21 protein-coding genes are annotated in these 26,354 nt (G+C 64.9%); 17 read left to right on the top strand and 4 right to left on the bottom strand.

Annotated features, from left to right (window positions below):
• Positions 1 to 18: 18 nt before the first annotated feature.
• The 4 genes from HV773_RS03000 to HV773_RS02985 all read left to right on the top strand — a co-directional run bounded on the left by HV773_RS03000 (position 19) and on the right by HV773_RS02985 (position 5,670).
• The gene (locus HV773_RS03000; protein ID WP_129563535.1) at positions 19 to 705 is read left to right on the top strand and encodes a TetR family transcriptional regulator; all 687 of its coding nucleotides are present in this window, start codon (positions 19 to 21) and stop codon (positions 703 to 705) included.
• A gap of 162 nt (positions 706 to 867) precedes the next feature.
• Positions 868 to 2,949, top strand: a complete 2,082-nt coding sequence (locus HV773_RS02995) for a 3-hydroxyacyl-CoA dehydrogenase NAD-binding domain-containing protein (protein ID WP_129563534.1) — start codon at positions 868 to 870, stop codon at positions 2,947 to 2,949.
• A 35-nt stretch (positions 2,950 to 2,984) separates the two neighbouring features.
• Complete coding sequence (locus HV773_RS02990; RefSeq protein WP_129563533.1) at positions 2,985 to 4,163, top strand: acetyl-CoA C-acyltransferase; 1,179 nt, start codon at positions 2,985 to 2,987, stop codon at positions 4,161 to 4,163.
• A gap of 34 nt (positions 4,164 to 4,197) precedes the next feature.
• A complete protein-coding gene (locus HV773_RS02985; protein ID WP_129563532.1) occupies positions 4,198 to 5,670 on the top strand; it encodes a DUF1254 domain-containing protein in 1,473 nt (490 codons plus the stop codon).
• 45 nt (positions 5,671 to 5,715) lie between these two features.
• Here HV773_RS02985 and HV773_RS02980 read toward each other — a convergent pair whose 3' ends face one another.
• Positions 5,716 to 8,418, bottom strand: coding sequence for a winged helix-turn-helix domain-containing protein (locus HV773_RS02980; protein WP_129563531.1), 2,703 nt, complete (start codon positions 8,416 to 8,418; stop codon positions 5,716 to 5,718).
• A 204-nt stretch (positions 8,419 to 8,622) separates the two neighbouring features.
• Between HV773_RS02980 and HV773_RS02975 the strand changes: the two genes are divergently transcribed.
• Genes HV773_RS02975 through HV773_RS02965 form a run of 3 tightly spaced genes read left to right on the top strand, consistent with a single transcriptional unit; the run spans position 8,623 to position 11,835 of the window.
• Positions 8,623 to 9,393 carry an enoyl-CoA hydratase/isomerase family protein gene (locus HV773_RS02975; RefSeq protein ID WP_129563530.1) on the top strand — a complete coding sequence of 257 codons (771 nt, stop codon included), beginning with the start codon at positions 8,623 to 8,625 and terminating at the stop codon, positions 9,391 to 9,393.
• Positions 9,394 to 9,420: 27 nt separating this feature from the next.
• Positions 9,421 to 10,662, top strand: a complete 1,242-nt coding sequence (locus tag HV773_RS02970) for a thiolase family protein (RefSeq protein ID WP_129563529.1) — start codon at positions 9,421 to 9,423, stop codon at positions 10,660 to 10,662.
• Between the two features lie 30 nt (positions 10,663 to 10,692).
• Positions 10,693 to 11,835, top strand: a complete 1,143-nt coding sequence (locus tag HV773_RS02965; RefSeq protein WP_129563528.1) for an acyl-CoA dehydrogenase family protein — start codon at positions 10,693 to 10,695, stop codon at positions 11,833 to 11,835.
• A 155-nt stretch (positions 11,836 to 11,990) separates the two neighbouring features.
• Here the strand turns inward: HV773_RS02965 and HV773_RS02960 are convergent, their stop codons facing one another.
• On the bottom strand, positions 11,991 to 13,559 hold the full coding sequence (locus HV773_RS02960; protein ID WP_129563527.1) for a class I adenylate-forming enzyme family protein: 1,569 nt from the start codon (positions 13,557 to 13,559) through the stop codon (positions 11,991 to 11,993).
• Between the two features lie 236 nt (positions 13,560 to 13,795).
• Between HV773_RS02960 and HV773_RS02955 the strand changes: the two genes are divergently transcribed.
• The 5 genes from HV773_RS02955 to HV773_RS02935 are packed head-to-tail and all read left to right on the top strand — an operon-like array spanning position 13,796 to position 18,751.
• A complete protein-coding gene (locus HV773_RS02955) occupies positions 13,796 to 14,977 on the top strand; it encodes a lipid-transfer protein (RefSeq protein WP_129563526.1) in 1,182 nt (393 codons plus the stop codon).
• A 13-nt stretch (positions 14,978 to 14,990) separates the two neighbouring features.
• Positions 14,991 to 16,190 carry an acyl-CoA dehydrogenase gene (locus HV773_RS02950; protein WP_129563525.1) on the top strand — a complete coding sequence of 400 codons (1,200 nt, stop codon included), beginning with the start codon at positions 14,991 to 14,993 and terminating at the stop codon, positions 16,188 to 16,190.
• 15 nt (positions 16,191 to 16,205) lie between these two features.
• On the top strand, positions 16,206 to 17,360 hold the full coding sequence (locus HV773_RS02945) for an acyl-CoA dehydrogenase family protein (protein ID WP_129563524.1): 1,155 nt from the start codon (positions 16,206 to 16,208) through the stop codon (positions 17,358 to 17,360).
• On the top strand, positions 17,357 to 17,812 hold the full coding sequence (locus HV773_RS02940) for a MaoC family dehydratase (protein ID WP_129563523.1): 456 nt from the start codon (positions 17,357 to 17,359) through the stop codon (positions 17,810 to 17,812). Before HV773_RS02945 ends, HV773_RS02940 begins: the two co-directional genes overlap by 4 nt.
• 36 nt (positions 17,813 to 17,848) lie before the next feature.
• Entirely contained in the window at positions 17,849 to 18,751 is a 903-nt protein-coding gene (locus HV773_RS02935; protein ID WP_129563522.1) for an SDR family NAD(P)-dependent oxidoreductase, read from the top strand.
• A gap of 147 nt (positions 18,752 to 18,898) precedes the next feature.
• Here the strand turns inward: HV773_RS02935 and HV773_RS02930 are convergent, their stop codons facing one another.
• Positions 18,899 to 20,047 (bottom strand): acyl-CoA dehydrogenase family protein, encoded by a 1,149-nt coding sequence (locus HV773_RS02930; RefSeq protein WP_129563521.1) that lies wholly within the window; start codon positions 20,045 to 20,047, stop codon positions 18,899 to 18,901.
• 106 nt (positions 20,048 to 20,153) lie between these two features.
• The gene (locus HV773_RS02925) at positions 20,154 to 21,266 is read right to left on the bottom strand and encodes a CaiB/BaiF CoA transferase family protein (RefSeq protein WP_129563520.1); all 1,113 of its coding nucleotides are present in this window, start codon (positions 21,264 to 21,266) and stop codon (positions 20,154 to 20,156) included.
• A gap of 206 nt (positions 21,267 to 21,472) precedes the next feature.
• Here HV773_RS02925 and HV773_RS02920 point away from each other — a divergent pair, with 206 nt between their 5' ends.
• The 5 genes from HV773_RS02920 (at position 21,473) to HV773_RS02900 (ending at position 26,330) form a co-directional block, all read left to right on the top strand.
• Complete coding sequence (locus tag HV773_RS02920; RefSeq protein ID WP_129563519.1) at positions 21,473 to 21,913, top strand: acyl-CoA thioesterase; 441 nt, start codon at positions 21,473 to 21,475, stop codon at positions 21,911 to 21,913.
• A gap of 185 nt (positions 21,914 to 22,098) precedes the next feature.
• Positions 22,099 to 23,214 carry a porin gene (locus HV773_RS02915; RefSeq protein ID WP_129563518.1) on the top strand — a complete coding sequence of 372 codons (1,116 nt, stop codon included), beginning with the start codon at positions 22,099 to 22,101 and terminating at the stop codon, positions 23,212 to 23,214.
• 49 nt (positions 23,215 to 23,263) lie between these two features.
• On the top strand, positions 23,264 to 23,620 hold the full coding sequence (locus HV773_RS02910) for a BON domain-containing protein (protein ID WP_129563517.1): 357 nt from the start codon (positions 23,264 to 23,266) through the stop codon (positions 23,618 to 23,620).
• Between the two features lie 94 nt (positions 23,621 to 23,714).
• Positions 23,715 to 24,461, top strand: a complete 747-nt coding sequence (locus tag HV773_RS02905) for an SDR family NAD(P)-dependent oxidoreductase (RefSeq protein WP_129563516.1) — start codon at positions 23,715 to 23,717, stop codon at positions 24,459 to 24,461.
• Positions 24,462 to 24,527: 66 nt separating this feature from the next.
• On the top strand, positions 24,528 to 26,330 hold the full coding sequence (locus HV773_RS02900; protein ID WP_129563515.1) for an alkyl sulfatase dimerization domain-containing protein: 1,803 nt from the start codon (positions 24,528 to 24,530) through the stop codon (positions 26,328 to 26,330).
• The last annotated feature ends 24 nt before the right edge of the window (positions 26,331 to 26,354 follow it).

Raw genomic sequence — 26,354 nt, 5'->3', positions numbered from 1 at the left:
AGCCGGAAGGAGCAGCAGATGGTCAGATCGAATCACCATGAAGATTGCGGCGCGCACGATTGCGTGGTCCGTGTCGAGAGACCCGCGGGTTTGCGCAAGTCGCCTCGCCAGGCGCGCTCGGTCGCGCTTGTCGCGGCGGTCAAGGAGGCAGGCCGCAAGATTCTCGAAGAGCAGGGACGCGACGCGCTCACCGTGCTGGCTGTCGCCGAAACCGCGGGCGTTTCGATTAGTTCGATCTACGAATATTTTCCGACGATGGAGGCCTTGATTGCGGCAGTCTTCGACGATTACCGGATCGAATCGCGCGATGCGCTACTTGCGGAGATTGCCGCGCTGCCCGGCGACGCCACGCTCTTCGATGGCATCCTGCTGACGCTCACGGCGGGCCTGGCCGTCCATCGCAAGAGGATGCTGCTCGACTGCGCATTCAACATCCGCTCGACGCACTACGACGAACTCGTCCGGCTCGACCTCGTCAAGGCGCACGGAATCTGGCATAGCGGCGCAACGCCGGCGCTGATGATCCGCTTCGAGTCCGAGATCCGGGTGCGCGATCCGGAGATGGCGGAGTTTCTGGTGCTTCATACGCTGCTTGCGTTGCCGCGCGCGATGGTGCTCGAACGTCCGGGCTACCTGGCCGCGCCCGATACGCCGTATCTGCTTGCGCGCATGATCCACGCGCTCCTGACCAGCGGGACGCGCTGAGCAGCGCTCACGCCCGGGCGGCGCGAGCCTACCCCTCTGAACGAGGGGGAGGCGCGTCTGGAAAAGGTGATTAACTTTCCGGGCTCAACAAGCTGCCGGGCCGTGGATCGTGCCCCCCGAACGAGCGGCCTTGTCACCACTTCGAGACACAAAGGAACCAGCATGACAGTGCAGTATCAGGTCCGGGACGGCGTGGCCGTCATCACGCTCGACCATCCCCCTGTGAACGGCCTCGGGCTCGGCATCCGCATCGGCGTCGCCGAACGTTTGAGCCAGGCGCTCGACGATGCGGCGGTCAAGGCGATCGTGCTCGCTGGCGCGGGCCGCGCGTTCTCGGGCGGCGCGGACATCCGCGAGTTCGGCACGCCGGGCGCACTACAGGAACCGAGCCTGCATACGGTGATCACGTCGATCGAGGCGGCGGCCAAGCCCGTCGTCGCGGCGGTGCATTCGGTGGCGATGGGCGGCGGGCTGGAACTCGCGCTGGGCTGCCACTATCGCGTGGCCGCGCGCGGCACGCAGATCGCGCTGCCCGAGGTCAACCTGGGGCTGCTGCCGGGCGCGGGAGGCACACAGCGTCTGCCGCGCGCGATCGGGCTCGAAGCGGCCCTGAACATGATCGTGTCGGGCCGGACGCTCAAGGCGGAGGCGCTGGCCGGCACGCGCCTGTTCGACGAGATCGTCGAGGGCGATGTGCTCGAAGCCGCCGTCGGCCTTGCGCGGCGCGTGGCGAACCAGGCCGGCGCGCATCCGCGCGTGCGCGACCTGAAAGTCGAGCATGAAAACGCCGAGGCGTATCTCGGGTTCGCGCGCACGACCGTTGCCGCGAATGCGGGGCCGTTCCCGGCGCCGGCGCGCTGCGTGGACGCGGTGGCGGCGTCGCTCAAAACGTTCGAACAGGGCATCGAGGCCGAACGCGAGGGCTTCGACTATCTGCTCGGCACCCCCGAATCGCGCGCGCTGCGCCACGCCTTCCTTGGCGAGCGCGCCGCGAGCAAGATACCCGACGTGAGCGCCGACACGCCCGCGCGTCCGGTCGCCAAGGTGGCCATCATCGGCGCCGGAACGATGGGCGGCGGCATCGTCATGAACTTCCTGAACGCGGGGATTCCCGTGACGCTGCTGGAGATGAAGGCCGACGCGCTCGAACGCGGCGTGGCCACGATTCGTCGCAACTACGAAAACAGCGCGAAGAAGGGCAAGCTCACGCAGCAGGAAGGGGATGCGCGCATGGGGCTGCTTTCGACGACGCTCTCGTATCACGATATCCGCGACGCCGATCTCGTGATCGAAGCGGTGTTCGAGGAGATCGGCGTGAAGGAGACGGTGTTCCGCACGCTCGACGAGGTTATGAAGCCGGGCGCGATCCTCGCCTCGAACACGTCCACGCTGGACGTGAACCGCATTGCTTCGTTCACGAAGCGCCCGCAGGACGTGGTGGGCATGCACTTCTTCAGCCCGGCGAACGTGATGAGGCTGCTCGAAGTCGTGCGTGGCGAGCATACGGCCGGGGACGTGCTGGCGACCGTGATGCAGCTCGCGAAGAAGATCCGCAAGGTCGCCGTGGTGTCGGGGGTGTGCGACGGCTTCATCGGCAACCGCATGCTGGAGCAGTACAGCCGCCAGGCCGGCTTCCTGCTCGACGAAGGCGCGCTGCCCGCGCAGGTGGACCGCGCGATCGAGAAATTCGGCTTCGCGATGGGTCCTTTTCGCATGATCGACATGGCCGGCAACGACATCGCATGGGCCATACGCAAGCGCCGCGCCATCGAGCAGCCGGAGTTCAACTATTCGAAGTCCGGTGACCTGCTGTGCGAGATGGGGCGTTTCGGCCAGAAGGCCGGGGCGGGCTGGTACGACTACAAGCCGGGCGACCGCAAGGCGTATCCGAGCAAGCTCGTCAACGACATGATCGTCCAGCATTCGAAGGATCTGGGCATCGAGCGCCGCCAGATCAGCGACGAGGAGATCGTCGGGCGACTCGTCTATGCGCTCGTCAACGAAGGCGCGGTGATCCTCGAAGAAGGCATTGCGTCGAAGGCATCGGATATCGACATGGTGTACCTGAACGGCTATGGCTTTCCGAAGTTCCGCGGCGGCCCGATGCTGTACGCCGACCAGGTCGGCCTCTTCAACGTCGCACAAGCCATACGGCGCTACGCGCGCGGCTATCAGGGCCACGCGTGGCGGATCGCCCCCTCGTTGCAGAAGCTGGCCGAGGCAGGCCGCGGCTTTAACGAGTGAGCGCATCCACTTCATAGAATTTCCGGGACTACACCATGACTGAGGCAGTAATCGTTTCGACGGCGCGCACGGCGCTGGCAAAGAGCTGGAAAGGCGCATTCAACCTGACGCATGGCGCGACGCTCGGCGGCCACGCCGTGCAGCACGCCATCGCGCGCGCAGGCATCGAGCCGGCCGAGGTGGAGGACGTGCTGATGGGCTGTGCGAATCCGGAGGGCGCGACCGGCGGCAACATCGGACGGCAAGTTGCCTTGCGCGCAGGCTGTCCGGTGAGCGTGCCGGGTGCCACGGTGAATCGCTTCTGTTCATCGGGACTGCAGACGATTGCGATGGCTGCGCAGCGCGTGATTGCGGGCGAGGGCGACATCTTCGCGGCGGGCGGCGTCGAGAGCATCTCGTGGACGCAGCGGCAGATGAATCAGACCTTCGCGGCCGATCCGTGGCTCGTGCGCCAAAAGCCCGAGATCTACTGGAGCATGCTCCAGACCGCAGAGCAGGTCGCGAAGCGCTACGAGATCTCGAAGGAGCGCCAGGACGAGTACGGCGTGCGCAGCCAGCAACGCGCGGCAGCGGCGCAGGCGGCGGGTCTCTTCGATGATGAGATCGCGCCGATCACCGTGCTCTGCGGCGTGACCGACAGCGCGACGGGGGAGATCGTGACACGCGAGGTGACGATCGCTGCCGACGAAGGCATTCGTGCGGACACGACGCTCGAAGGCGTGGCAAAGATCCGCACGGCGTTTCCCGGCGGCGTGATCTCGGCGGGCAACGCATCGCAGTTCTCCGATGGCGCATCGGCCACGGTGGTGATGAACGCGCGCGTGGCGGCGGCAAAGGGCCTCAAACCGCTCGGCGTGTTCCGCGGTTTCGCGGTGGCGGGCTGCGAGCCCGACGAGATGGGCATCGGCCCGGTGTTCGCCGTGCCGAAGCTCCTGAAGAAGGCTGGGCTCAAGGTGGAGGACATCGGCCTGTGGGAGCTCAACGAGGCGTTCGCGGTCCAGGTGCTCTATTGCGCGGACCAGCTCGGCATTCCGATGGACCGGCTGAACGTGAACGGCGGCGCGATTGCGGTCGGGCATCCGTTTGGCGTTTCGGGCGCGCGTCTCGTCGGGCACGCGCTCATCGAAGGCAAGCGGCGCGGGGTGAAATATGTCGTCGTGACGATGTGCATCGGCGGCGGCCAGGGCGCCGCAGGCCTGTTCGAAGTGCTGTAAGTGGGGGCGGCTACTTTTATCAGGAAGACAAAACATGCAGGAAGAAAAAGCGGCGCTTTCGATGCACGCTCTGGCGGCACACCGCGCTTCGCTCGCGGGCGTTGAATTTCCGCTGGGTTATCCCACGGAGGCGGATGCGTGCGCACTGCGCGACGAATTGTTGTTCCAGCGCGCGACGCAGGTCTATCTCTGGGCGCTGCCCGCGGTGAACCTGTACGCGATGAAGGAAGCCTCGGAGAGGGCGTTCGGCTCGGGCTACACGGTCTTTCCGGTCTGGAAGCAGCGCCTCGACGCGAAGACGATCATCCCCACGCCCAATTCGGACGTGATTTACGCCATCGGCTATATCGACGTGGGCCGTGACGGACCCATGGTGATCGACGTGCCGCCTAAACAGCAAGGCATCCTGAACGATTTCTGGCAGCGGCCCATCGAAGGCCCGACCGTCGACGGCAAGACCTATGCCGGCGACGTGGGCTTCGTGGGCCCCGATCGCGGCATGGGCGGCAAGTTTCTCGTGCTGCCGCCCGGCTATCAGGGCGAAGTGCCGGACGGCTACCACGTCTATCGATCCCGGACCAACAACGTGCTGGTCTTCTGGCGCGCGTTCTTTGCCGATCCGGCCAACCTCGCGCCGGCGTGCGACCTGATCGAGCAGACCCGCATTCACCCGCTCGGTCAATCCGCGCAGCCGATGCGTTTTCCCAATGCGTCGGGCGTACCGCTCGACATGACCTATCCAATCGATGGCCGCTTCTTCGACATGCTCGCGCGCTTCGTCAACAGCGAAACGCTCGGCACGGCCGATCCGGACTGGCGCGGCATGATGGCGGCGATCGGCATCGTGAAGGGACAGCCATTCGATCCTGATGCGCGCACGCGTGAGATCCTCGACGCCGCGGCCAGGACCGCTTTCCGGATGAGCCGCGCGATGATGTACGAGGGTATCGAGAAGCGGCCTGGCGGGCTGATCTACCCCGACCGCCATTACGTCACGCCAACGCGCAATTTCGTCACCGACTGGGAATGGATGGACAAGGCGGGACATTTCCTCGACCTCGACTCCCGCAGCGCGGCCTACAGCATCATTTACGCCACCAGCCCTGCAATGGGTTCGGCGGTGCCGGGGCAGGGCGCGCGGTTTCTCACCACGTTCAAGGATGCGAACGGCGCGTTTTTCGACGGCAGCCGCAGCTATCGCCTGCACTTGCCGCCCGACGTTCCGGCAGCGAATTTCTGGTCGGCCACGCTCTATGACACGCAGACGGCATCGGGGCTCGACAATGGCCAGCCTCTGCCTTCGATCGGCTCGCGCGACGAGCCGATCGCCAGCGCGGATGGTTCGTATGCGCTTTACTTCGGTCCTGTGGCGCCGGCCGGCAAGGAACGCAATTGGCGGCGCACGGTGCCGGGCCGGGGCTTCTTCTTGATGCTGCGTCTTTACGGTCCGACGCAGGCCTTTTTCAGCACGACCTGGAAGCCGGCCGACCTGGAGCGGATGGACTGAAAACGTGAGCCGCGGCGCAAAGCGTCGCGTCGCGGCCTGCGCGATCTATTCGATGAGATCCTGCTTGCGCGCCCACACCATCGCGTCGTATCGGCTCGACACACCGAGTTTCGCGAAGATATTGCGCAGATTCCATTTGACCGTTTCGAGCGTGATGTTGAGCGCAAGCGCGATGCGCTTGTTCGACATCGCCTGGGCAACGAGGCCGAGAATCTCGATTTCACGCTGGGTCAGCACCGGCTGCAGCTTCGAACCCGTCGAACGACGCGACGAGCCGGTAGCGCCATCGGAGACGCTGCTTTCGGGAAAACGGTCGATCAGTTCGTTCGCGTAGCGCAGCGCCACGCCTTCGAGCTTGCGCTCGCGCACCATGCGCGCGAGCAGCTTGCCTGCGGGCGCACCCTCGTCGACGAAGGTACGCACGAGGCCAAGGCGCTGTGCCGACTCGACGGCGCGCACGAGACACGCCTGCGCGTCGTCGGCGTTTTTCATCTCCGCGAAGACCGTGGCGGACAGCAGATCCACGAGCGCGGCGAGGCGGCCCCGGCCGAAGCTTTGCGCGTACTCGCGCGTGATTTGCAGCGAGCGCAAGGATTCTTCGGGCTGGTCGTCGCGCGTGAGGCGCGCGCGCGCGAGCGCGGCCAGCGCCGCGATTTCTGCCTTGTGGCCTTGCGCGTCGGCATGCGTTCGCGCGAGTTCGTCGAGCAGACTCGCGACTTCGAGCGCGCGTGCCCGGTCGTGCTTGAGCAGGAGCACCTTGACCTGCTCCGCGAGCATGGTCGCGACCGCACGCGGCTGGCGCATGCTGCCGAAATGCGCCGCCTGATGCTGCAGGAAGGCCAGCGCCGTGTCCGGGCCTTCCTGCAGCAGGTCGAGGCGCACGCGGCACAACGAGGTACGGATCATCACCTCGGGTCCCGAGGACTGCAGCAGGCCGCGCCGGTTTGCAATCGTTTCGCGGGCGTCGTCGATGCGGTCGAGCTCGTACCAGGCGTCGGCGAGCACGCTCGCGCTCACGTTCGCACTGATCGAGTGGCGTCCCACAGCCTGGAGCGAGCGCGCCAGCAGCGCGGCGCTTTCGCGCTCCGCTTCGCGCACGTTGCCTTCGAGCAGCAGCGTGGAGGCGTGCGTCGCCTGGGCGACGAGCGCCATGTCGTTGTCGCGCTCGGCGGGTGCAATGGGGTGCAGATCGAACATCCGCTTTGCATCGGCGTAACGGCCCGCGGCGGCATACGCCGAACAGAGCTCTGAAACCAGCAGGAATTGCAGGAAGGGGTTCTCGATCGAGACGTCGCGATGCGGCTCCAGCGCGTCGATCATGCTTTGCGTGTCGTCGTGCTGGAACGCAATGGCGGCATGGATCAGCGGCAGGCTGCGGGCGATCTCGGGATACGCGGCGAGCGCCTCGGTCCGCAAGTGGGCGAGCCACGCCTTGGCCTTGGCCGGGCGCGTCGTGAGCGCGACGGTCAGGCAGGCCATGAAGAGCAGCTTCTGGTGCCGGAACAGCGCTTCTTCCGGCAATCGCTCCAGCAGATGCAGCGTGGGGCTCAGATATTCGAGGCTCCACTTTGCGGGCGCGGAGCGCTCGATAACCTCGGCGGCGAACTCCACGTCGCCGCCGGCGCTCGCGTGGCGCACTGCCTCCGCAAGCTGGCCGTGATCGGCGAACCAGCGACTCGCGCGGCGGTGCAGCTCGCGCGCTTCTTCAGGTTCGCGCTGCGCGAGCCGGGTCGCGAGAAATTCGCCAAACAGCGGATGAAAGCGATACCACGCTGAGCGGTCGTCCGAGTCCACCCGGATGATCAGCAGGTTCTCGCTCTCCATGCGCTGCACGAGATCGCTGGCGTGTTCGTTGCCCGTCACCGCGCGCGCCAGCGCGGGGCTGAAGCGGCGCAGGACCGAGAGCGCCACGGCGAATTCGGCGAGTTCGGCGGGCAGGTGCGCCATGACCTCCTCGCTCAGGTAGGTCTGCAGATCGCTCGAACGCCATACGAGGTCGCGCAGCATCGCGCGCGTATCGGGCCGGTTCTTGAGCATGATGACGATGAGCTGGATGCACGACGGCCAGCCGCTCGTCAGCTCCTGCACGAGCGTGAGCTCGTCCGCATTGATCTTGCCGGGGCCGAGGTTTTCGTCGATGAAGGCGCGCGTTTCGGCGAGGTCGAAGGGCAGCCCGGCGCTCTCGATCTCGACGATCTGATTCATCATGCGCAGTCGGCTCAGGCTTAGCGGCGGCGCCACGCGCGAGGCGATCACGAAATGCAGGTTGCCCGGCCCATGGTCGAGCAGCTTTTGCATGAACCGGTGCGCGAGCGGTGCTTCGACGTGCTGATAGTCGTCGATGAAGAGGTAGAGATCCTTGGGCAGATCGACTGCGGCTTCGACGATGGCCGCAATCGACGCATCCATGGCGGCCGCGCTCGTGCTTTCGAGCGGCAGATCCATTTCGACCGCCATCCCGGCACGCTGCATTGCAGCAAAGAGTGCGCCGCAAAAGTCGATATAGCTCTTGTCTTCGGCGGTGAGCGAGAGCCACACCACCTCCGCGCCCGCCTTCAGGCAGGCCTGGCGCCACTGCGCCAGCAGCGTGGTCTTGCCGTAGCCCGCGCTGCCGGTGACGAGCGCCAGGCGGCAGTACTGCATGCGCTGCAACTGGGCGAGCAGATCCGCGCGCGCGACGTGCTTGGCGCCGATGCGCGGCGGCGAGAACTTGGTGGAAACCAGGTGTTTGGGGAAAGGCGTATTCAAGTCGTCACCCAGTCTGTGCAATGCGGATGCATGCGGATGCAACGCGGCACGCGAATGTTCATGCGCGGGCACGGTGCCACTACGTTCGCAAATCCCCGCCCGAAATGCGCCCCCTCCGAACGAGGGGTGATAAACGAACTGCCGGAAATTAACTTACCACAACCGCAACGTCAAGAAAGGGCGTTCGCTAATTCCGGAGGAGAGATGAGTTATTCGCAGGCAGTGGTGGGGGCAACGGGTTGGTTGACGATGGATCGTCCAGCAGCAATGAACAGCCTCAATCGCGAGATGGCCACGGGCCTGACCGCGCAGTTGAAGGCATGGCGCGACGATCCTGCGGTACGCGTCGTCGTGCTGACCGGCAACGGTCGCGCGTTTTGCGCGGGCGCTGATCTGATCGAGGCGGCCGAGCCGCCGCAGCCGGACAAGCGCGAGTTTCTCGAACTGATCGTCGAGTTCTTCGACACACTGCGCGCCTTCCCCAAGCCGGTGATTGCGGCCGTCAACGGGCTTGCGCTGGCGGGCGGCCTCGAAGTGGTGCTCGCATGCGACGTGGTGCTCGCTGCCGAATCGGCGCGTCTTGGCGACGCGCACTCGAATTTCGGCGTGTTCCCCGGTGCGGGCGGCGCCGCAATTCTGCCGCGCAAGGTGCCGGCGAACGTCGCGCGCTATCTGCTGTTCACGGGCGATGCGATGAGCGCGGCCGAGCTCAAGGGCTACGGCCTCGTCAATGAAGTGCTGGCCGACGCCGAACTCAAGGCGCGCGCGCAGGCGCTGGCCGACAAGTTCGCGAAGAAGAGCCCGCTCGTGCTCGCACGCATGAAGCGCGTGGCCAGCGAAGCGGCCGACAAATCGGCGGCGGACGCGCTGCGTCACGAACTGCTGGAGCTGCGCGACCACCAGCGTTCATACGACATCAAGGAAGGGCTGAGCGCGTTTGCAGAGAAGCGTGAGCCGCAGTTCAAGGGCTGCTGAGATCAACATAAAGGCATGACATCCAACATGGAAAACATCTATATCGTCGGCGTCGGCATGACGCCCTTTGGCCGGCATCTCGACAAATCGGTCAAGCAGTTGACGGCGTGGGCCGTTGAAGACGCGCTCAAGGATTCGGGTTGCGATCGCAAACTGATTCAGGCCGCCTACTTCGGCAATACGACTCAGGGACACATGCAGGGCCAGCACATGATCCGCGGCCAGGTGGCGCTGATCCCGATCGGCTTCGGCGGCATTCCGATTCACAACGTCGAAAGCGCGTGCGCGTCCGCGAGCAGCGCGTTTCACCTCGCCGTCACGCAGCTGCGCGCGGGCATGGCCGACGTGGTGCTCGCCGTGGGCGCGGAGAAGATGTACTCGAACGACAAGGCGCGCATGTTCTCCGTGTTCGATTCGGCGTGGGACGTGGAGACGGCCGAGGCGAATGCGGCGCAAATGGTCGAGCTCGGCAAGGGCGTGAGCGTGCCGGACGGCACGCAGTCGGACAAGCCCTATAGCGTGTTCATGGACGTCTACGCGGGCATCGGCCGGCAATTGATGGCGCGTTACGGCATCACGCAGCGCCAGTTCGCGGCGGTGTCGTCGAAGAATCACGGGCATTCGGTGCACAACGCACGCTCGCAATACCGCAAGGCGATGTCGATCGACGAGATCATGGCGGCGCCGCCGATCACGTATCCGCTCACGCTGCCGATGTGCTCGCCGATCTCGGACGGCGCCGCCGCCGCGATCCTGTGCACGGAGTCGGCGCTCAAGCGCTACGGCTTCGACCGCAATCGCGCCGTGCGCGTGCTCGCGACGGTGGTGCGTTCGGCCTCGCAGCGCGCGGGCGACGACCTCGCCAACCACATCACCGTGCACGCCGCCAAACTCGCCTATGACGAGGCGGGCATCGGGCCGGAGGACATCAACGTGGCCGAGTTGCATGACGCTTCGTCGATCGGCGAAATCGCGCTGTGCGAGAACCTCGGCTTGTGCAAGCCCGGTGAGAGCGGCGTCATGGCCGAGCGCGGCGAAAGCACGATCGGCGGCCGGCTGCCGATCAATCCTTCGGGCGGGCTGGAGTCGAAGGGCCATCCGATCGGCGCGACCGGACTCGGCCAGATCTTCGAACTGGTCGAGCAGCTGCGCGGCGAATGCGGTCCGCGCCAGGTGGAAGGCGCGCGTTTCGCGATCCAGGGCAACGGCGGCGGTCTGTGGGGCGTCGAGGAAAGCATCGACCACATCGGCATCTTCGGTCGCGCTTAAAAAAACGAATTAAGGTAAGGAATACACACCATGTCGTATCAACTGCCCACCGAAGAGCAAACGCTCGCCGTCGAGAGCTTCCGCAAGTTCCTGCAGTCGGAAGTCAAACCGGTTGCGCGCGAATACCGCGACCGGTTCATCCCCAAGGAAAAGATGCGCGAGCTTACGCAGCGCATCGCCGAGTTCGGCCTGCCTGGCTGCACCATCCCGGTCGAATATGGCGGCATGGGCTGGTCGTTCACCACCCAGGGCATGTTGTTCGAGGAACTCGTCGCGTGCTCGTGCGACATCGCGCTGTGCGTGATGCTCAACATGGGCCTCACGTCGATGCTCTGCAACGCCCGCCCGGAAGTGCGCGAGCGCTATATGCCCGATGCGCTCGCGGGCAAGATCTTCGGCTCGATCGGCATCAGCGAGCCCGATGTCGGCTCGAACGTGGCCGAACTCAAGACGCGCGCGGTGCGCGACGGCGATCACTTCATCGTCAATGGCGAGAAGACGTGGATTACCAATGGCGTTTACTCAGACGTGCTGATCTGCACGGTGCGCGGTGAGAAGGGGCTTTCGCACATTCTGATCGACCGCGTCGAGCACGGCTACGAGTCGCGCAATATCGACAAGATCGCGCTGGGTTCGCAGTCCACCGCGCAAATCTTCATCACCGACGCGCGCGTGCCGGCCATCAACCTGATCGGCGAGGAAGGCGAGGGCCTGCGCAACACGATGAAGGTCTTCGAGAATGCGCGGGCGCACGTCGGCACGCTGTCGGTCGGCATCATGCGCACCGCGCTCGAAGAGTCGATTGCCTATGCGAAGGAGCGCAAGCAGTTCGGCAAGGTGATTGCCGCGCATCAGCTGATTGCGGCGAAGATCGCCAACATGGGGATCATGGTCGACGCGGCTCGCCTGATGTGCCAGCGCGTATTCGGGCTGATCGATGCGGGCGTGCGCTGCGACTTGCAGGCATCGATGGCGAAGGCGTTCGCGACGGAGGCCGCTGTGCAGGTGTGTCGCGATGCGGTGCAGCTCCATGGCGGAAATGGCATCACCAAGGAGTTCAATGTGGAGCGCCTGCTGCGCGAGGCGATCATCATTCCGATTCCGGATGGCACGACCGAGATTCAGCAGCTCATTATTTCGCGGGCGTTGACTGGGGTGGCTGCGTTTACCTGATGTGCTCACGGCGCGGTGTGCTCCAGTCGCGCCGCGTTGTCTTATGGCCCTTCGCGCGCGTGCGCGAAGGGCATTTTTTGTTTCGAGGAGGGCGGCCCCGCGAGGCGGCCTCCGCGATTGCGAAGGGGCGAAAGGCCGCGCCCTCCAGGCGAGCGTTATCCCACCCGTCGCGCCGCGTCGCGCCAGTATTTATCGCGTATCTGCCTGCGCAGCACCTTCCCCACGACACTCAGCGGCAGCGCATCAACGAACGCGACCGACTTGGGCGCCTTGAATCGTCCGATGTGCGCCTTCGCGTACTCGATCAGTGCAGCGGCGTCCAGCGTAGCGCCATCGGCCAGCACGACCTCGGCATGCACGGCTTCGCCCCATTCCTCATGCGGCACGCCCACGACCGCCGACATGGCGACATCCGGATGAGCATTCAGCACCGCTTCGACTTCGATCGCATAGACGTTGAAGCCCCCGGTGATGATCATGTCCTTTTTCCGGTCGACGATGTAGAGATACCCGTGTTCGTCGAGATGGCCGAGATCGCCCGATTTCCAGAAGCCGTGCGCGAACTCGGCCTCGCTCGCTTCGGGGTTGCCGAAATAGCCGCCGATCGTGGCGCCGCCGCGAATCCATATTTCGCCGATGTCGCCCACGGGAACCGGCACGCCGTCGCTGTCCACGACGAGCAGCTCGACGTTGCACGCCACGCGTCCGGCTGCGGCGAGCCGCTCGGGGGTGGCATCGGCATGATCGCGCTTGTTGAGCGTCGCCACCGCCTGCAGGCATTCGGTCGATCCGTAGACCTGCACGAAGATGTTGCCGAAGCGTTCCTGTAGCGGCTTGAGCTTGGCGGGGCTCATCGGCGCGGCGCCGTAATGAATCGTGCGCAGCGTGGAGAGGTCGTGCGCGAGCGCCTCCTGCATGTCGAGCAGCCGGTAGAGCAGGGTCGGGACGAGCATCACGGTCGTGATGCGTTCGGCCTCGATATGGCGGCACCATTGCGCGAGGTCGGGCGTGTTCTGCGTGACCGTGCAGCCGCCCCGAAACAGCGTGGGCAGAATGCCCAGGCCCGAGCCGTGGCTGATGGGCGCCATGTGCAGGTAACGCGTCTCGCCGTCGAAAACCTGCTCGCGTTCGAGATAGTACGAATCACGGCAAGCGAGCCAGTTGGCGATCGTGTACTGGGCGCATTTGCCTCTGCCGGTCGTGCCGCCGGTGAAGCGGTAGATCAGGACGTCGCGTTCGGTGTCGCTCTCGATGTCCGGATTGGCGTCGCTCACGCCTTCGAGCAGGTCCCAGAAATAGTGCAGGCCTTCGCGCGGGGCCGCCACGGGGTCCATGGAGACGACCATTGCGCCGAGTTCACGCAGTGCGTCGAAATAGGTGTCGACCAGATCGCGTTCGAGGAACACTACCTTGGGCCGAACCAGACGGGCTTGCCAGAGGTGCTCGTCCGCGCTGTCGCGGCGGTTGGTCCACGCGGCGGCCGCTTCGCCCTTGAGCGCGGTGCAGGCGTGCAGCAGCGAGAGATTGTCGTTGTCGAGGATGCACAGCCAGATATCGCCGCGCTTGAGCCCGAGGCGCTCGCGCATCATGTTGACGATGCGGTTGGTCAGGCCGTGCAGTTCGCGGTGGGTGTAGCGGCGCTGCCGCTCGATGTTCACGAGCGCTTCGCGCTCGCCGTAACAGATGGACAGTTGTTCGACCGTTCGGGCAAAGTTGATGATCACAGCATGCGTCTCCGCGAGGGGGGGAAGGGAATGGCGGGTCCGCGCAATATAGGCGCGTGTCGCGTGCCCTATCGCCCCCTCGTTTTGCGGGGGCGGGCGTACCCTGGGGCTCGCATGCGCGGGCAGACGCAGCGCGCACCCCCTCAAAAGAGTGGTGCTTCCGGTCGGGCGCTTACCTATGATGGGTGCAGTGCCGGTCCGACCGACCGGCGGCCAAAACAACTGAAGGAGAACGTATGACGCGCAAAGTCGTCGTCGCGGGCGTGGGCATGGTCCCGTTCCGCAAGCCTGGTGCCAGCGAAACCTACGATCTGATGGGCGCCGAGGCAGCGCGTCTCGCGCTGGCCGATGCCGGCGTCGCGTATGGGGCGATCCAGCAGGCGTACGCATGCTTCATCTATGGCGATTCCACTGCGGGCCAGCGCGCGCTCTATCACGTCGGCATGACGCGCCTGCCGATCATCAACGTCAACAACAACTGCTCGACCGGCTCGACCGGGCTCTATCTCGCACGCCAGGCCATCGAAGCGGGCGCGCTCGACGTCGCCCTCGTGGTGGGCTTCGAGCAGATGAACCCCGGAGCGCTCGGCACCTATTTCAACGACCGGCCGCTGCCCTCGGACCTGTTCATCAAACAGTGCGACCGGCTGGGCGTGCCCACCGACATTCCGCCGGCGCTGCGCATTTTCGGCGGCGCGGGCATGGAGCACATGAAGCGCTTCGGCACGCCGCTCTCGAGCTTCGCGAAGATTCGCGCGAAGGCGAGCCGTCATGCGGCCAACAACCCGCTCGCGGTGTTCCGCAAGGTCGTGAGCGCCGAAGATGTGCTGGCCGACCAGGTGATGTGGCCGGGCGTGATGACGCGCCTGATGGCCTGCCCGCCCACCTGCGGCGCGGCGGCTGCTGTCCTGTGCAGCGAGGATTACGCGCGCCGCCACGGCCTCGATACGCGGGTCTGGATTGCCGCGCAGGCGCTCACGACGGACGGCCCGGAATCGCTCGAAGGCGACGACCTGCGCGACGTGGCGGGCTTCGGCATGGCGAAGGATGCGGCGCGCCAGGTCTACGAGACGGCCGGCATCGGCGCGGAAGATGTGAACGTGGTCGAGCTGCACGATTGTTTCGCGCACAACGAACTGATCACCTACGAAGCCCTCGGCCTGTGCCCCGAAGGCGGCGCCGAGAAGTTCATCGACGACGGCGACAACACCTATGGCGGCCGCTTTGTCGTCAACCCGTCGGGCGGTCTGCTCTCGAAGGGCCATCCGATCGGGGCGACGGGGCTCGCGCAATGCACCGAGCTTGTCCAGCAACTGCGTGGCGCGGCGGGCGAGCGGCAGGTGGAAGGCGCGCGCGTCGCGCTGCAGCATAACGTCGGCATTGGCGGCGCCTGCGTGGTGACGATGTACCGCAATTGATCAGGAGACGTCGATGGACTTTCAACCCGATACCGGGCTCGACACGTTTCGCGAGGAGGTGCGCGCGTTCCTGCGCGAGCATCTGCCGCGCGACCTCGCCGGCAAGCCGGTGGGCAGCGTTCGATCGATGCGCCCGGATCTCGTGCGCTGGCAAAAGATCCTGAACGCGCGAGGCTGGGGCGCGCCCCATTGGGCGCAAAAGGACGGCGGCACCGGCTGGACGGTGTTGCAGCGGCTCGTATTCGACGAGGAATGCGTCGCGGCGGGCGCACCGACCCAGGACGGCTTCGCCCAGAAGCTGCTCGGCCCGGTGCTCAACGAATTTGCGTCGCCCGAGCAGAAGGCCGAGCACGTGCCGCTGATTCTCGATGGCGAGCGTTTGTGGTGCCAGGGCTTTTCGGAACCCGGCTCGGGTTCGGACCTGGCTTCGCTGCGCACCCGCGCCGTACGTGATGGCGACCATTACGTCGTCAACGGCCAGAAGATCTGGACGAGCTACGCGCACGAATCCGACTGGATCTTCCTGCTGGTGCGCACGGATACCGAGGTGAAGAAGCAAGCGGGCATCAGCTTCCTGCTCGTCGACATGAAAACGCCGGGCATCACGGTGCGCCCGATCCGCAGCATCGACGACTGCCATCACCTGAACGAAACGTTCTTCGACAACGTGCGCGTGCCGGTGGCGAACCGCATCGGCGCGGAGGGCGACGGCTGGAACATCACGAAGTTCCTGCTCAACAACGAGCACGCGAGCGCCGCCGACTTGCCGATCCTGCGCCGCTACCTGATCCAGCTGCGCACGCTCGCGGCGACGCAGCGCGTGGGCGCGGCGCCGCTCATCGCGCAGCCGGAGTTCGCGTTACGGCTCGCGCGCCTCGAAGCGGAGGTCACGGCGGTCGCAACGATGGTCAAGCGCGTGGCCGCGATGGAGCAGGATCACAGCCCGGCCGCCCATGCGATGGGCTCGATCCTCAAGGTGCGGGGCACCGAACTGCAGCAGCGCATGAGCGAGCTGCTGGTGGAGGCGCTCGGCGACTACGGTGCGCTGGCCTATCCCGAGCCGCACGACGATGGCACGGCTGCGGCCATGCCGCTTCAGGACGTGGGCCGCGGCATCGCGAACGAAATGTTCTTCCGCCGCGCGTCGACGATCTACGGCGGCACGAGCGAAGTCCAGCGCGGAATCATCGCCAGGATGCTGTTTCAACTCTGAGTCGCCGGATCGATCATGAACTTCAATCTCAATGCAGAGCAGCAACTGCTGCAAGACAGCGTCCGGCGCTTCGTCGACAGGGACTATGGCTTCGAAGCCCGCACGGCGCTCGTGAAGGCCCGTTCAACGTCGAGCGCCGCCCATTGGCAAATTTTCGCGGACAACGGCTGGCTGGCGGCCGCGCTGCCCGAATCGTGCGGCGGCCTCGACGGCTCGCTGATCGACACGGTGCTGATCGCGCAGCAGCTCGGGCGCGCACTGGTGATCGAGCCTTACCTCGGCTGTGCCGTGCTGGCGGCGCAGACGCTGCTCGCGGCGGGCACGCCCGCGCAGCGCGAGCAGTGGCTACCAGCGCTGGCCGACGGCTCGCGCAAGTACGCGCTCGCCTACAGCGAGCCGCAGTCGCGCGGCTTTGCCGAGCCGGTGGAACTGGTCGCGAAGGCGACGCCCGAAGGCTATGTGCTGAGCGGCACCAAGACGCTCGTGCTGGGCGGCGCGGACGCGGACAGCTTTATCGTCTCGGCGCGCGCATCGGACGCGGACGGCCTCACCCTGTTGCTGGTCGACGCCGATGCAGTGGGGCTCACACGCCGGGTTTTGCCGCTGCACGACGGCAGCTTTGCCGCCGAACTGACCTTCGAAGGCGTACGGGTGGCGCGCGACGCGGTGCTGGGCGAGCCGGGCAACGGGCTCGCCGCGCTCGAGCACGGACTGGCGCACGCCACGGCGGCGCTCGGCGCGGAGCTGGTGGGCGCGATGGAAAAAGCCATCGAGATCACGGCCGAATACCTGAAGATGCGCAAACAGTTCGGTGTGCCAATCGGCAGCTTTCAGGTGCTGCAGCATCGCCTCGCGGACATGGCCGCGGAACTGGAACTCGCGCGCTCGATGCTTTATGCACTGCTCGCCTCGCTCGAAAACGACGACGCGAGCGCGCGGCGGCGCACCGTCTCGCAAGCCAAGGCGCTGATTGGCCGCGCGGCCCGCTTCGTGTGCGGTCAGGCTATCCAGCTGCACGGAGGGATCGGCATGACCGAGGAATACCAGGTCGGCCATTACTACAAGCGCGCGATTGTCGCCGACGTGCTGTTCGGCAGCAGCGACCGGCACGACGCCGCCTGCGCGGCGCAGTTGCAGCAGGACTTGCTTCATAAGGAAAACCAGGCATGAAGAGCTTTGAGAAAATCGCCGACTTGCAGCCGTTCGTTGGCGAGTCGATCGGCACGAGCGAATGGCTGCTGGTCGATCAGCAGCGCGTCAACCAGTTCGCGGACGCCACGTGGGATCACCAATGGATTCACGTCGACGTGGAGCGCGCCAAGTCGGGCCCGTTCGGCGGCACCATCGCGCACGGCTTCCTGACGCTGAGTCTGCTGCCCGCGTTCTTTGCGACGGCCTATGAGGTCAAGGAGACGAAGAGCGGCATCAATTACGGGCTCGACAAGGTGCGCTTCATCGCGCCGGTGCCCGTGGGCAAGCGTCTGCGCGCGCATTTCCGGCTCATGGAATGGACCGAAGTGAGCCGCGGCGGCGCGCAGATCAAGGTCGAAATGACGGTCGAATGCGAGGGCGCGGACAAGCCCGCCTGCATCGCGGAATCGATCGTGCGCCTCTTTCCCTGAACTTTCCGTATTGACACTCTTCGAGGAGATTCAAGCATGAGTATTCGTTTCGATGGCAAGGTCGCAATCGTAACCGGCGCTGGCGCGGGTTTGGGACGCGCGCATGCATTGGCGTTCGCCGCACGCGGCGCGAAGGTCGTGGTCAACGACTTTGGCGGCGCGCGCGACGGCACGGGTGGCTCGTCGCAGGCCGCGCTCGCGGTCGTCGAGGAAATCCGCCAGGCCGGCGGCACGGCGATCGCCGATGGCGCGAACGTGGCCGATTACGAACAGGTGCTAGCGATGGTCAAGCGCGCCGTGACGGAGTTCGGCCGCGTCGATATCCTCGTCAACAACGCCGGCATTCTGCGCGACAAGAGTTTCGCCAAGCTCGAAATGGGCGACATCAAGGCCGTGCTCGACGTCCACCTGATGGGCTCGATCAACTGCTCGAAGGCCGTGTGGGACATCATGCGCGAGCAGGGCTACGGGCGCATCGTGATGACCACTTCGTCCTCGGGCATGTACGGCAACTTCGGTCAGTCGAATTACGGGGCCGCGAAAATGGCCGTGATTGGCCTGATGAACGCGCTGACCACCGAAGGGCGCAAGAACGACATCCGCGTGAATACTATCGCGCCGGTTGCGGCCACGCGCATGACCGCGGATATCCTGCCCGAGGCCATGCTCGAGCGCATCCAGCCCGAACGCGTGACGCCGGCGGTGCTGTTTCTCGCGAGCGAGAACGCGCCCTCGAAGACGATCATCGCGGCCGGCGGCGGTGCGTTCGCGGCGGCCACCATCGTCGAAACGGCGCCGGTGCTGCTGCCGGACGACGATGTCACGCCGGAAGGCATTGCGGCGCGCTTCGGCGACATCGCGAACTGGGCCACGGCGCGTCCGTATGAGGAGTCGGGCCACCAGGTGCAAAGCTTCCTGAAACTCGTGTGCGGGATGTAACTTCGCCTGACGCTTCAAGGTCGGGACAAAACCGCCGCAATTTAGCGGCGGTTTTTTTATGGGTGCAAGTTCGTAGCGATTCGTCTGTCCCATGAAAAAGGCCCGCACGGCGTTTTGCCGTGCGGGCCCGTGTGTCTTGGCGGTGTGTTAAGCGTCGAGATGGCGCGAAATGATCAGCTTCTGGATGTGGCTCGTGCCTTCGTAAATCTTGCAGATGCGCACATCGCGCAGATAGCGCTCGACGGGGAAGTCGCTCAGATAGCCATAGCCGCCGTGGATCTGCACGGCCTCCGAGCAGACCTTTTCGGCCATTTCGCTCGCGAACAGTTTGGCGATGGACGCTTCCTTGATGCAGTCGATGCCGGCGTCGCGCAGGCGTGCGGCGTGCAGGCAGTACTGCCAGGCAATGTCAACCTGCGCGGCCATGTCGGCGAGATCGAACGCAACGGCCTGGAGCCGGTTGAGCGGCGCGCCATAGGCCTCGCGCTCGCGTGCGTACTTGATAGCGGCGTCGAGCGCGCCCCGCGCCACGCCCGCCGAGATGAAGGCAATGCCGATGCGGCCGTCCGAAACGCCGCCCATTACCGTGCGGTAGCCATTGCCTTCGGCGCCGAGCAGGTTTTCCGCCGGCACGCGATAGTCTTCGAGCGCGATTTGCGCCGTGTGCGCCGTGTGTTGACCCAGCTTGCTTTCGATACGCGTGACGTGATAGCCGGGCGCCTTTGGGTCGATGATGAACGTGCTGGCGCCGCGCTTGCCCGCCGTCTTGTCGGTGATCGCGAAGACGACGCCGACACCGGCCTCGCTGCCGTTCGAGATGAACTGCTTGGTGCCGTTGAGCACGTAATGATCGCCATCGCGGCGCGCGCTCGCGCGCAGCGCGGCAGTGTCGGAGCCCGCGTGCGGCTCGGTCAGCAGGAATGCGCCAATCGATTCGCCGCGCGCCATGGCCGGCAGATAGCGCTCCTTCTGCGCTTGCGTACCGTGCTCGACGATCGTGAGCGCGGTGAAGTTGTGCACATGCACGATGGTGGCGAGCCCGGCGTCGACGGCCGCGAATTCGTGCTGCGCGATGCAGAAGTCCAGCACGCTCGCACCGGCGCCGCCGTACGCTTCGGGGATCAGCATGCCGAGAAAACCCAGCTCGGCGAGCGCCTTGAGTTCCGCGTGAGGCCAGGCCGACTGGAGATCGCGTTCGGCGGCGGTGGGCGCGATGATCTCGTTCGCCACGCGGCGCGCGGTATCGCGGATCATGATCTGTTCCTCGGTGAGGAACGAGCGGGTGCTATCGGTCATGGGAGGACTTCCTTTGCGTGAAATGCGTGTTGCGGATGAGCGCGCCGGTGCGTTCGCGAACGCGCTGTTGCGTCGCTGTTGTGTCGTAGTTGCGTAGCGTTGCGATTCAGCCAGTTGCCCAGTCGCTCAGAACGATGTCGTTATGCTCGCCGCGCCGCGGGATCGGACCCGGACGGGCCGCGGGTGTCGCGGAGAAGCGCGGCGCGGGGCTCGCCTGCAGCACGCCGTCTTCGCGCAGGTAGATTTCCCGCGCGCGCATGTGAGGGTGGGCGGCGGCTTCGTCCGGATTCAGCACGGGCGCGAAGCAGGCGTCGCTGCCCTCGAGCAGCGTGCACCACTCGTCGCGCGTGCGACGTGCAAACAGGCTCGCGAAGCGCTTGCGCGATTGCGGCCACTTGCGCGCATCGTAGGGCTTGTCGAACTGCGGGTCCGCTTCGAGTTCGAGCTTGGCGCACAGTTCGCGATAGAACTTCGGTTCGAGCGAGCCCACCGAGATGAAGCGGTCGTCGGCGCAACGGTAGGTGTTGTACCAATGCGGACCGTCGAGCAGGCTTTGGCCGCGCTCCGTGCGCATCTGGCCCGATGCCTGCAACGCGAGCAGCAGCGTCGTCATGTGCGCGCTGCCGTCCACGATGGCCGCATCCACGACCTGGCCCGCTCCCGACACCCGCGCGTTCATGATGCCCGCGAGCAGGCCCACCGCGAGATACATCGAGCCGCCGCCGACGTCGCCAACGAGGCTCGGCGGCGTCACCGGCGCTTCGCCGGGCTGCCCCGCATACCAGAGCGCGCCGGACAGTGCAATGTAGTTCAGATCGTGACCCGCCGCGTGGGCGAGCGGGCCGCTTTGTCCCCAACCGGTCATGCGCCCATAGACGAGACGCGGATTGCGTGCGAGGCACGCATCGGGGCCGAGCCCGAGGCGCTCCATCACGCCGGGGCGCATGCCTTCGATCAGCGCGTCGCAGCTTTCGACGAGCCGCAGCACGGTCTCGACGCCCTCGGGCGTCTTGAGATCCACCGCAACCGAACGCTTGCCGCGATTGGCGATCTGTGCGCTGCCGAGATCGAGCGCGTCGGGCCCGGCCTCGATGCGCTCGACCACGACCACGTCCGCGCCGAGGTCGGCGAGCAGCATCGCGCAGAACGGCCCCGGGCCTATGCCCGCGATTTCCAGCACCTTGAGCCCGACGAGCGGGCCTTGTCGTTGTGTCGTCATGAATAGTCTCGTTTCATTGTCTCGTGATGCAGCCAATGATAGAGAGCGCCGCTGGCCGGGACGCCCCCTATTCTCGAGGGGGACGGCGCGTTGCGCGCACGGCCTATCCTTGCACGGCGACGGTGCCGCAACCTGTCTACCCACTTTGAACGATGAGGAACGGAAATGGCGAATTGGCTCAAGCGCGGTTTGAAAGCGGAAGTCTTATGAGCACAACGAGCGCGAGCGCGCATGGGCGCGATGCCTATCGGCATTTTCTGTCCATTCCCACCCGTTGGATGGATAACGACGTGTATGGGCACGTCAATAACGTCGTCTACTACAGCTATTTCGACACTGTCGTCAACGAGTATCTGCTGCGCACTGGCGTGCTCGATTTCGGGGCGAGCGAGGCAATCGGACTCGTCGTCGAAACGCAATGCAATTATTTCAAGTCGCTTGCGTTTCCGGAGCGTGTCGAAGCAGGGCTGCGCGTGGCGAGAGTCGGCACGTCGAGCGTGCGCTACGAAATTGGTCTGTTTCGCGAGAAGGACCCGCAGCCCGCAGCCCAGGGACATTTCGTTCACGTCTACGTGGATCGGGCGACCCGGCGGCCGAAGCCGCTATCCGACGCATTGCGTGCGGTCCTGACGCCGCTTGCGGCCTGATTGGCCGCCAAAAAAAACCGCAACGCGGCGCGAACGTCACCCCCTATTCACGAGGGGGCCGGCGCGTCGGCGATACACCTATTCTTGGTCAGGCGGGCTCAGCCGCACATCGATAAAAAACCAATACGCGTGGCAGTGCATTATCCGTGTCCAGCCGGACGCGGCATTAATCGGAGGAGACATGCATGTGTAGTAAAACTAAATATCTGTTAGGGGTCTCGCTGTTGGTCGCAGCGGGTTCGGCAGCTGCGCAGTCCAGCGTCACGGTGTATGGTGTCGCCGACACGTTCATCCAGTTTCTCGGCAACGGCGCGAAGCATTCATGGTCGGAGCGCAGTGGCGGCAATACCGGTTCGAGCTTTGGCCTGCGCGGAAGCGAGGACCTCGGCAACGGACTTAAAGCGGTATTTACCCTGGAGAACGGCTACAACATCAACAACGGCGGGTTCTTCGTCGATAGTACGGCGCTCTTCTACCGGCAGGCATGGGTGGGTCTGAACCACGCCGATTACGGCTCGCTCACGTTCGGCCGGCAGTATCAGCCTACCTTCTGGGCCATCTATCCGTCCGACCCATTCCGCGGCGACGAAGTCCTTTCGCCCCTTGCCGCTGCCGCCGTGGCGACGGATATGAAAACGATTGCGACGCAGGCCGCGCAGGGGCGCAGCAGCAATTCAATGGTCTATCAGTCGCCGGTCGTGGGCGGTCTGAAGCTCTACGCGATGTACGGTTTCGCCGCGACGACGACGACGCCGATTCCGCAGACCACGGGCAATATCCTCGATCTTGCGCTCACTTACTCGGGCTATGGCCTCTACGCGGGTCTTGCGTACCAGAACCAGCATGCGGGCGCCGAGTCGGTGCCGGGCTTGCCGGTTGCGCTCAATCTGCTCGCCACGGAGCGTTTTACGGCCGCACTCGCTTACCGCATCGGCATCGTCAATCTGCAGGCGAACTATACGTATAACCGCTCGAAGGACGCACCCGCTGGCTCGCTTGCCGCGCGTCTGGGGGCGGCGCATTCGTACGGCATTGCGGAAGTGGGCGCGACGATTCAGGCCACTTCGGTCGATACGATCGAGATCGCCGGCATTGAGCGCGATGTGCGCGGGGCGCACGACAACACACCGGGCGTCCAGATCGGCGTCGATCATTTGCTGTCCAAGCGCACGACGATCTACGCGCGCGCGGGCTATATGAAGAACAACGGCTCCGCCATGATGAGCTGGCCCGGTGTGACGGCCAGCGGGCCGCAAGCCACGCAGACGATGGTCGCCCTGGGGCTGAGTCACCGCTTCTGATACCGGGCCCCACGCATCGAACGGCACAATAGAATAAATAGAGAACGAAATGAAATATTCAGGAATCGCAATGATGTTGGGGCTGGCATGCGTTGTTGCCATCCCCTTGAGTGCTCATGCACAAAGCAGCAGCCCGGTCACTGCTGCCAGCGTGGCGGCGCCGGGCGTCGACAGCAAGGCCGCCGACCGTGCGTTGCGTAAGGACGTCGTCCGCGCGCTTACGCGGACCAAAGGTCTCAACTCCACGCGCATCACCGTGCGTGTGAAAGAGGGGGCCGTGACGCTCGAAGGGTCGGTGCCCGAACAGGCGGAAGTGGACCTGGCCACTCAGGCGGCGCAGAGCGTAAGCGGCGTGACGTCGGTAAAGAATACCTTGGCCATTTTTGGACTCTCAGGCAACCAATAGCTGATGTAGTGTGCGTCCCGGACACTGGAAACATGACGTGTCCGGACGTGCTGCTGCAACGAAATTCAAGCTGGAACGGAAAAAGGCAAGCAAGATGAATTTGCAGAACAAGGTGGCAATCGTTACAGGGGCGGCCTCGGGTCTTGGGCTCGCGACCTGCAAGGGGCTCGCGGCGGCGGGCGCGAAGGTGGTGGGCTTCGATCTCGATCAGACGAAACTGGACGAAGCACTCGGCGCCGATATGAGTGGCATTGCCGTCGACGTCTCGGACGAGGCCAGTGTCCGCGCGGGCGTTGAGCGCGTGCTCGAGATGCACGCAGCGGTGCACGTCGCGGTCAACTGCGCGGGCATTCTCGGCCCGAGCAAGACGATCTCGAAGGGACAGCTATTTCCGTCCGAACTCTGGAACCGCGTGCTCGGCGTCAATCTCACGGGTACTTTCAATGTCATTCGCTACGCGGCGCTTGCCATGACAGCGAACGAACCCGACGAGAGCGGCGAGCGCGGCGTCATCATCAATACTTCGTCGGGCGCGGCGCGGCAGGGGCAGATGGGCCAGGCCGCGTATAGCGCGAGCAAGGCGGGGGTGATCGGCATGACGCTGCCGATCGCACGCGACCTCGCCGATCACGCTATCCGCGTGGTGTCGATTGCACCGGGCCTTTTCGAATCGGGCATGTCGGCCGGCATGCCGCAAAAGGTTTCGGACGGGCTGCTGGAGAAGATGCTTTTTCCGCGGCGCATGGGCAGGCCGGAGGAGTTCGCGGGACTGGTGAGGCATATCGTCGAGAACGCCTACTTGAACGCCATGACGATCGATATCGATTGCGGTATGCGCTGATTTATCAGCGATAGCGAGCGAATCAATGCGCCAGAACCTTTCCAACACTCGGGAATTCAACTGAACATGACCGACGCACCCCTGAATACTGACGCGAATACGCCGTACGAAAACGTGAAGCCGGGTATTCACGCACCGACCATCGCTCGCTACATGGGTGCGCCCGTGGAGTTGGCCACCGCGCCGAACGGGGCAGTCGTCAATCGCGTCGCGCTGGAGCGGTTGCGCGCGTCGGAGCCGCATACGCCGGAGGTGCGAAAGATCGCCGATGGCGTCTGGTCGGTGATCGGGCATAGCCTCGTGAATGTCCACGTCATCGAAGGCGAGCGCGGGCTGATCGTCTACGACACCGGGTTCAGTGTAAAGGAGGCCGAAACGATCCTGCGCGACATCCGCAAGATCAGCACAAAGCCGGTCACTGCGATCATTTATAGCCACTGGCACTACATCTGGGGTGCGGGTGTGATCGCGGATGGCAACAAGGACGTGGAGATCGTCGCGCACCCGAATCTGCCGAAGAATCTCGCCTCCCCCGATCTGCCCATTCCTGAACTGGACATTCTGCAGAACGTCCGCGCGATGCAGCAGTTCAATAATTTCATGCCGTCCGAAGGACAAGATGCGGCCATCGCGCCACTGATGGACTTCAAGCCCGAGCGGGCGATGCTGCCGCCAACCCGTATCGTCGAGCACGAGGAGGAAGCGGTGATCGATGGTGTCCGGATGCGCTTTCTGACGCGCTATGGCTCCGACGCGGACGATTGCATCACGGTATGGCTTCCCGAGCGCAAAGTTGTCCTGACCAATATGCTCTGGCACGCGATTCCGAACGTCTATCCGCTGCGCGGCGCGGCGTTCCGCGATCCGCGCAGCTGGATTGCCGGCTTGAGGGAGATCCGCGACCTGAATCCCGACTACGTGCTGTCGACGCATACTTTCCCGATCATGGGGGCGGACGCATCCCGCAAGACGGTGACCGGGTACATGGACGCACTGGCCTTCATCTACGATCAGACCGTGCGCGGCGCGCTCAAAGGGCTGGGCCTCCAGGATTTGAAGCACGTGCTCGTGCTGCCGAAGGCGTTGAGCGACATTGCGCAGAACGCGGAGGTCTATGGTGAGCTGTCGGCATTTCCTCAAGCCATCTTCCAGCACGCGCTGGGTTGGTTCGACGGCGACGCGGCCACGATCAACACCTTGCCGACTGTGGTCGAAGCCCAGAAAATTGCGGAACTGGCCGGCGGCCGCGACCGGCTCATGAGCGCCGCCGAAAATGCGCTGGAGAAGGGCGAATATGCGTGGGCCGCGCAACTCGCCAACTATCTGTATCGCCTCGATCCGCTCGATCCCGCCGTGCGCAGCACGAAGGCCGCGGCGCTGCGCAAGATGGCGCGGGCGGCGACAGGCTCGATCGCCCGTGCGTTTCTGATTTCGCAGGCGCGCGCGCTCGAAGGCAGCACGAAGATTCCACGCGTGCTGTTCATGCCGGTGGCGCGTTTGATGCTCGCGAACCCGGCGGTGCTCGTCAACCATTTCCGTGTGCGTATCGACCCGCTCAAGGCAGAGGGCGTCGACTGCGTGCTGGCCGTGCGATTCACGGATGTCGACAAGACCTACGGGCTGCACGTGCGCAATGGCGTGGCGGAATTCGTGGCCGATCCGGCAAGCCATTACCAGCAGGCAGAGGACGCCATCGTGCTGCCCCGGCTTGCATGGGCGAAGTTCTACAACGGCGAGTACGACGTGGATGCATTGCTGGCCGATCCGACGACGGATATTGAGGGCAGCCGCGAACGCGTGCGCGCGTTTCTTGGACGCTTCGATCACTTCGATCCGAAGACGAACTTCAGCATTCCGCCGCTTGACTGACACCTACTTGCACACAAGGCAATC

Origin of the sequence: Paraburkholderia caffeinitolerans (assembly GCF_902859945.1) — a bacterium.
GTDB lineage: Bacteria > Pseudomonadota > Gammaproteobacteria > Burkholderiales > Burkholderiaceae > Paraburkholderia > Paraburkholderia caffeinitolerans.
The sequence above is the reverse complement of the archived record's forward strand: the minus strand, read 5'-3'. Positions and strand labels throughout refer to the sequence as shown.

Bases quoted from the DNA above. Each gene is read 5' to 3' on its own strand.
- HV773_RS02950 (WP_129563525.1), top strand. From the start codon at position 14,991: ATGGACTTTCAACCCGATACCGGGCTCGACACGTTTCGCGAGGAGGTG.
- HV773_RS02945 (WP_129563524.1), top strand. From the start codon at position 16,206: ATGAACTTCAATCTCAATGCAGAGCAGCAACTGCTGCAAGACAGCGTC.
- HV773_RS02915 (WP_129563518.1), top strand. From the start codon at position 22,099: ATGTGTAGTAAAACTAAATATCTGTTAGGGGTCTCGCTGTTGGTCGCA.
- HV773_RS02935 (WP_129563522.1), top strand. From the start codon at position 17,849: ATGAGTATTCGTTTCGATGGCAAGGTCGCAATCGTAACCGGCGCTGGC.
- HV773_RS02930 (WP_129563521.1), bottom strand. From the start codon at position 20,047: ATGACCGATAGCACCCGCTCGTTCCTCACCGAGGAACAGATCATGATC.
- HV773_RS02940 (WP_129563523.1), top strand. From the start codon at position 17,357: ATGAAGAGCTTTGAGAAAATCGCCGACTTGCAGCCGTTCGTTGGCGAG.
- HV773_RS02910 (WP_129563517.1), top strand. From the start codon at position 23,264: ATGAAATATTCAGGAATCGCAATGATGTTGGGGCTGGCATGCGTTGTT.
- HV773_RS02985 (WP_129563532.1), top strand. From the start codon at position 4,198: ATGCAGGAAGAAAAAGCGGCGCTTTCGATGCACGCTCTGGCGGCACAC.
- HV773_RS02925 (WP_129563520.1), bottom strand. From the start codon at position 21,266: ATGACGACACAACGACAAGGCCCGCTCGTCGGGCTCAAGGTGCTGGAA.
- HV773_RS02900 (WP_129563515.1), top strand. From the start codon at position 24,528: ATGACCGACGCACCCCTGAATACTGACGCGAATACGCCGTACGAAAAC.
- HV773_RS02920 (WP_129563519.1), top strand. From the start codon at position 21,473: ATGAGCACAACGAGCGCGAGCGCGCATGGGCGCGATGCCTATCGGCAT.
- HV773_RS02990 (WP_129563533.1), top strand. From the start codon at position 2,985: ATGACTGAGGCAGTAATCGTTTCGACGGCGCGCACGGCGCTGGCAAAG.
- HV773_RS03000 (WP_129563535.1), top strand. From the start codon at position 19: ATGGTCAGATCGAATCACCATGAAGATTGCGGCGCGCACGATTGCGTG.
- HV773_RS02905 (WP_129563516.1), top strand. From the start codon at position 23,715: ATGAATTTGCAGAACAAGGTGGCAATCGTTACAGGGGCGGCCTCGGGT.
- HV773_RS02965 (WP_129563528.1), top strand. From the start codon at position 10,693: ATGTCGTATCAACTGCCCACCGAAGAGCAAACGCTCGCCGTCGAGAGC.
- HV773_RS02995 (WP_129563534.1), top strand. From the start codon at position 868: ATGACAGTGCAGTATCAGGTCCGGGACGGCGTGGCCGTCATCACGCTC.
- HV773_RS02955 (WP_129563526.1), top strand. From the start codon at position 13,796: ATGACGCGCAAAGTCGTCGTCGCGGGCGTGGGCATGGTCCCGTTCCGC.
- HV773_RS02970 (WP_129563529.1), top strand. From the start codon at position 9,421: ATGGAAAACATCTATATCGTCGGCGTCGGCATGACGCCCTTTGGCCGG.
- HV773_RS02975 (WP_129563530.1), top strand. From the start codon at position 8,623: ATGAGTTATTCGCAGGCAGTGGTGGGGGCAACGGGTTGGTTGACGATG.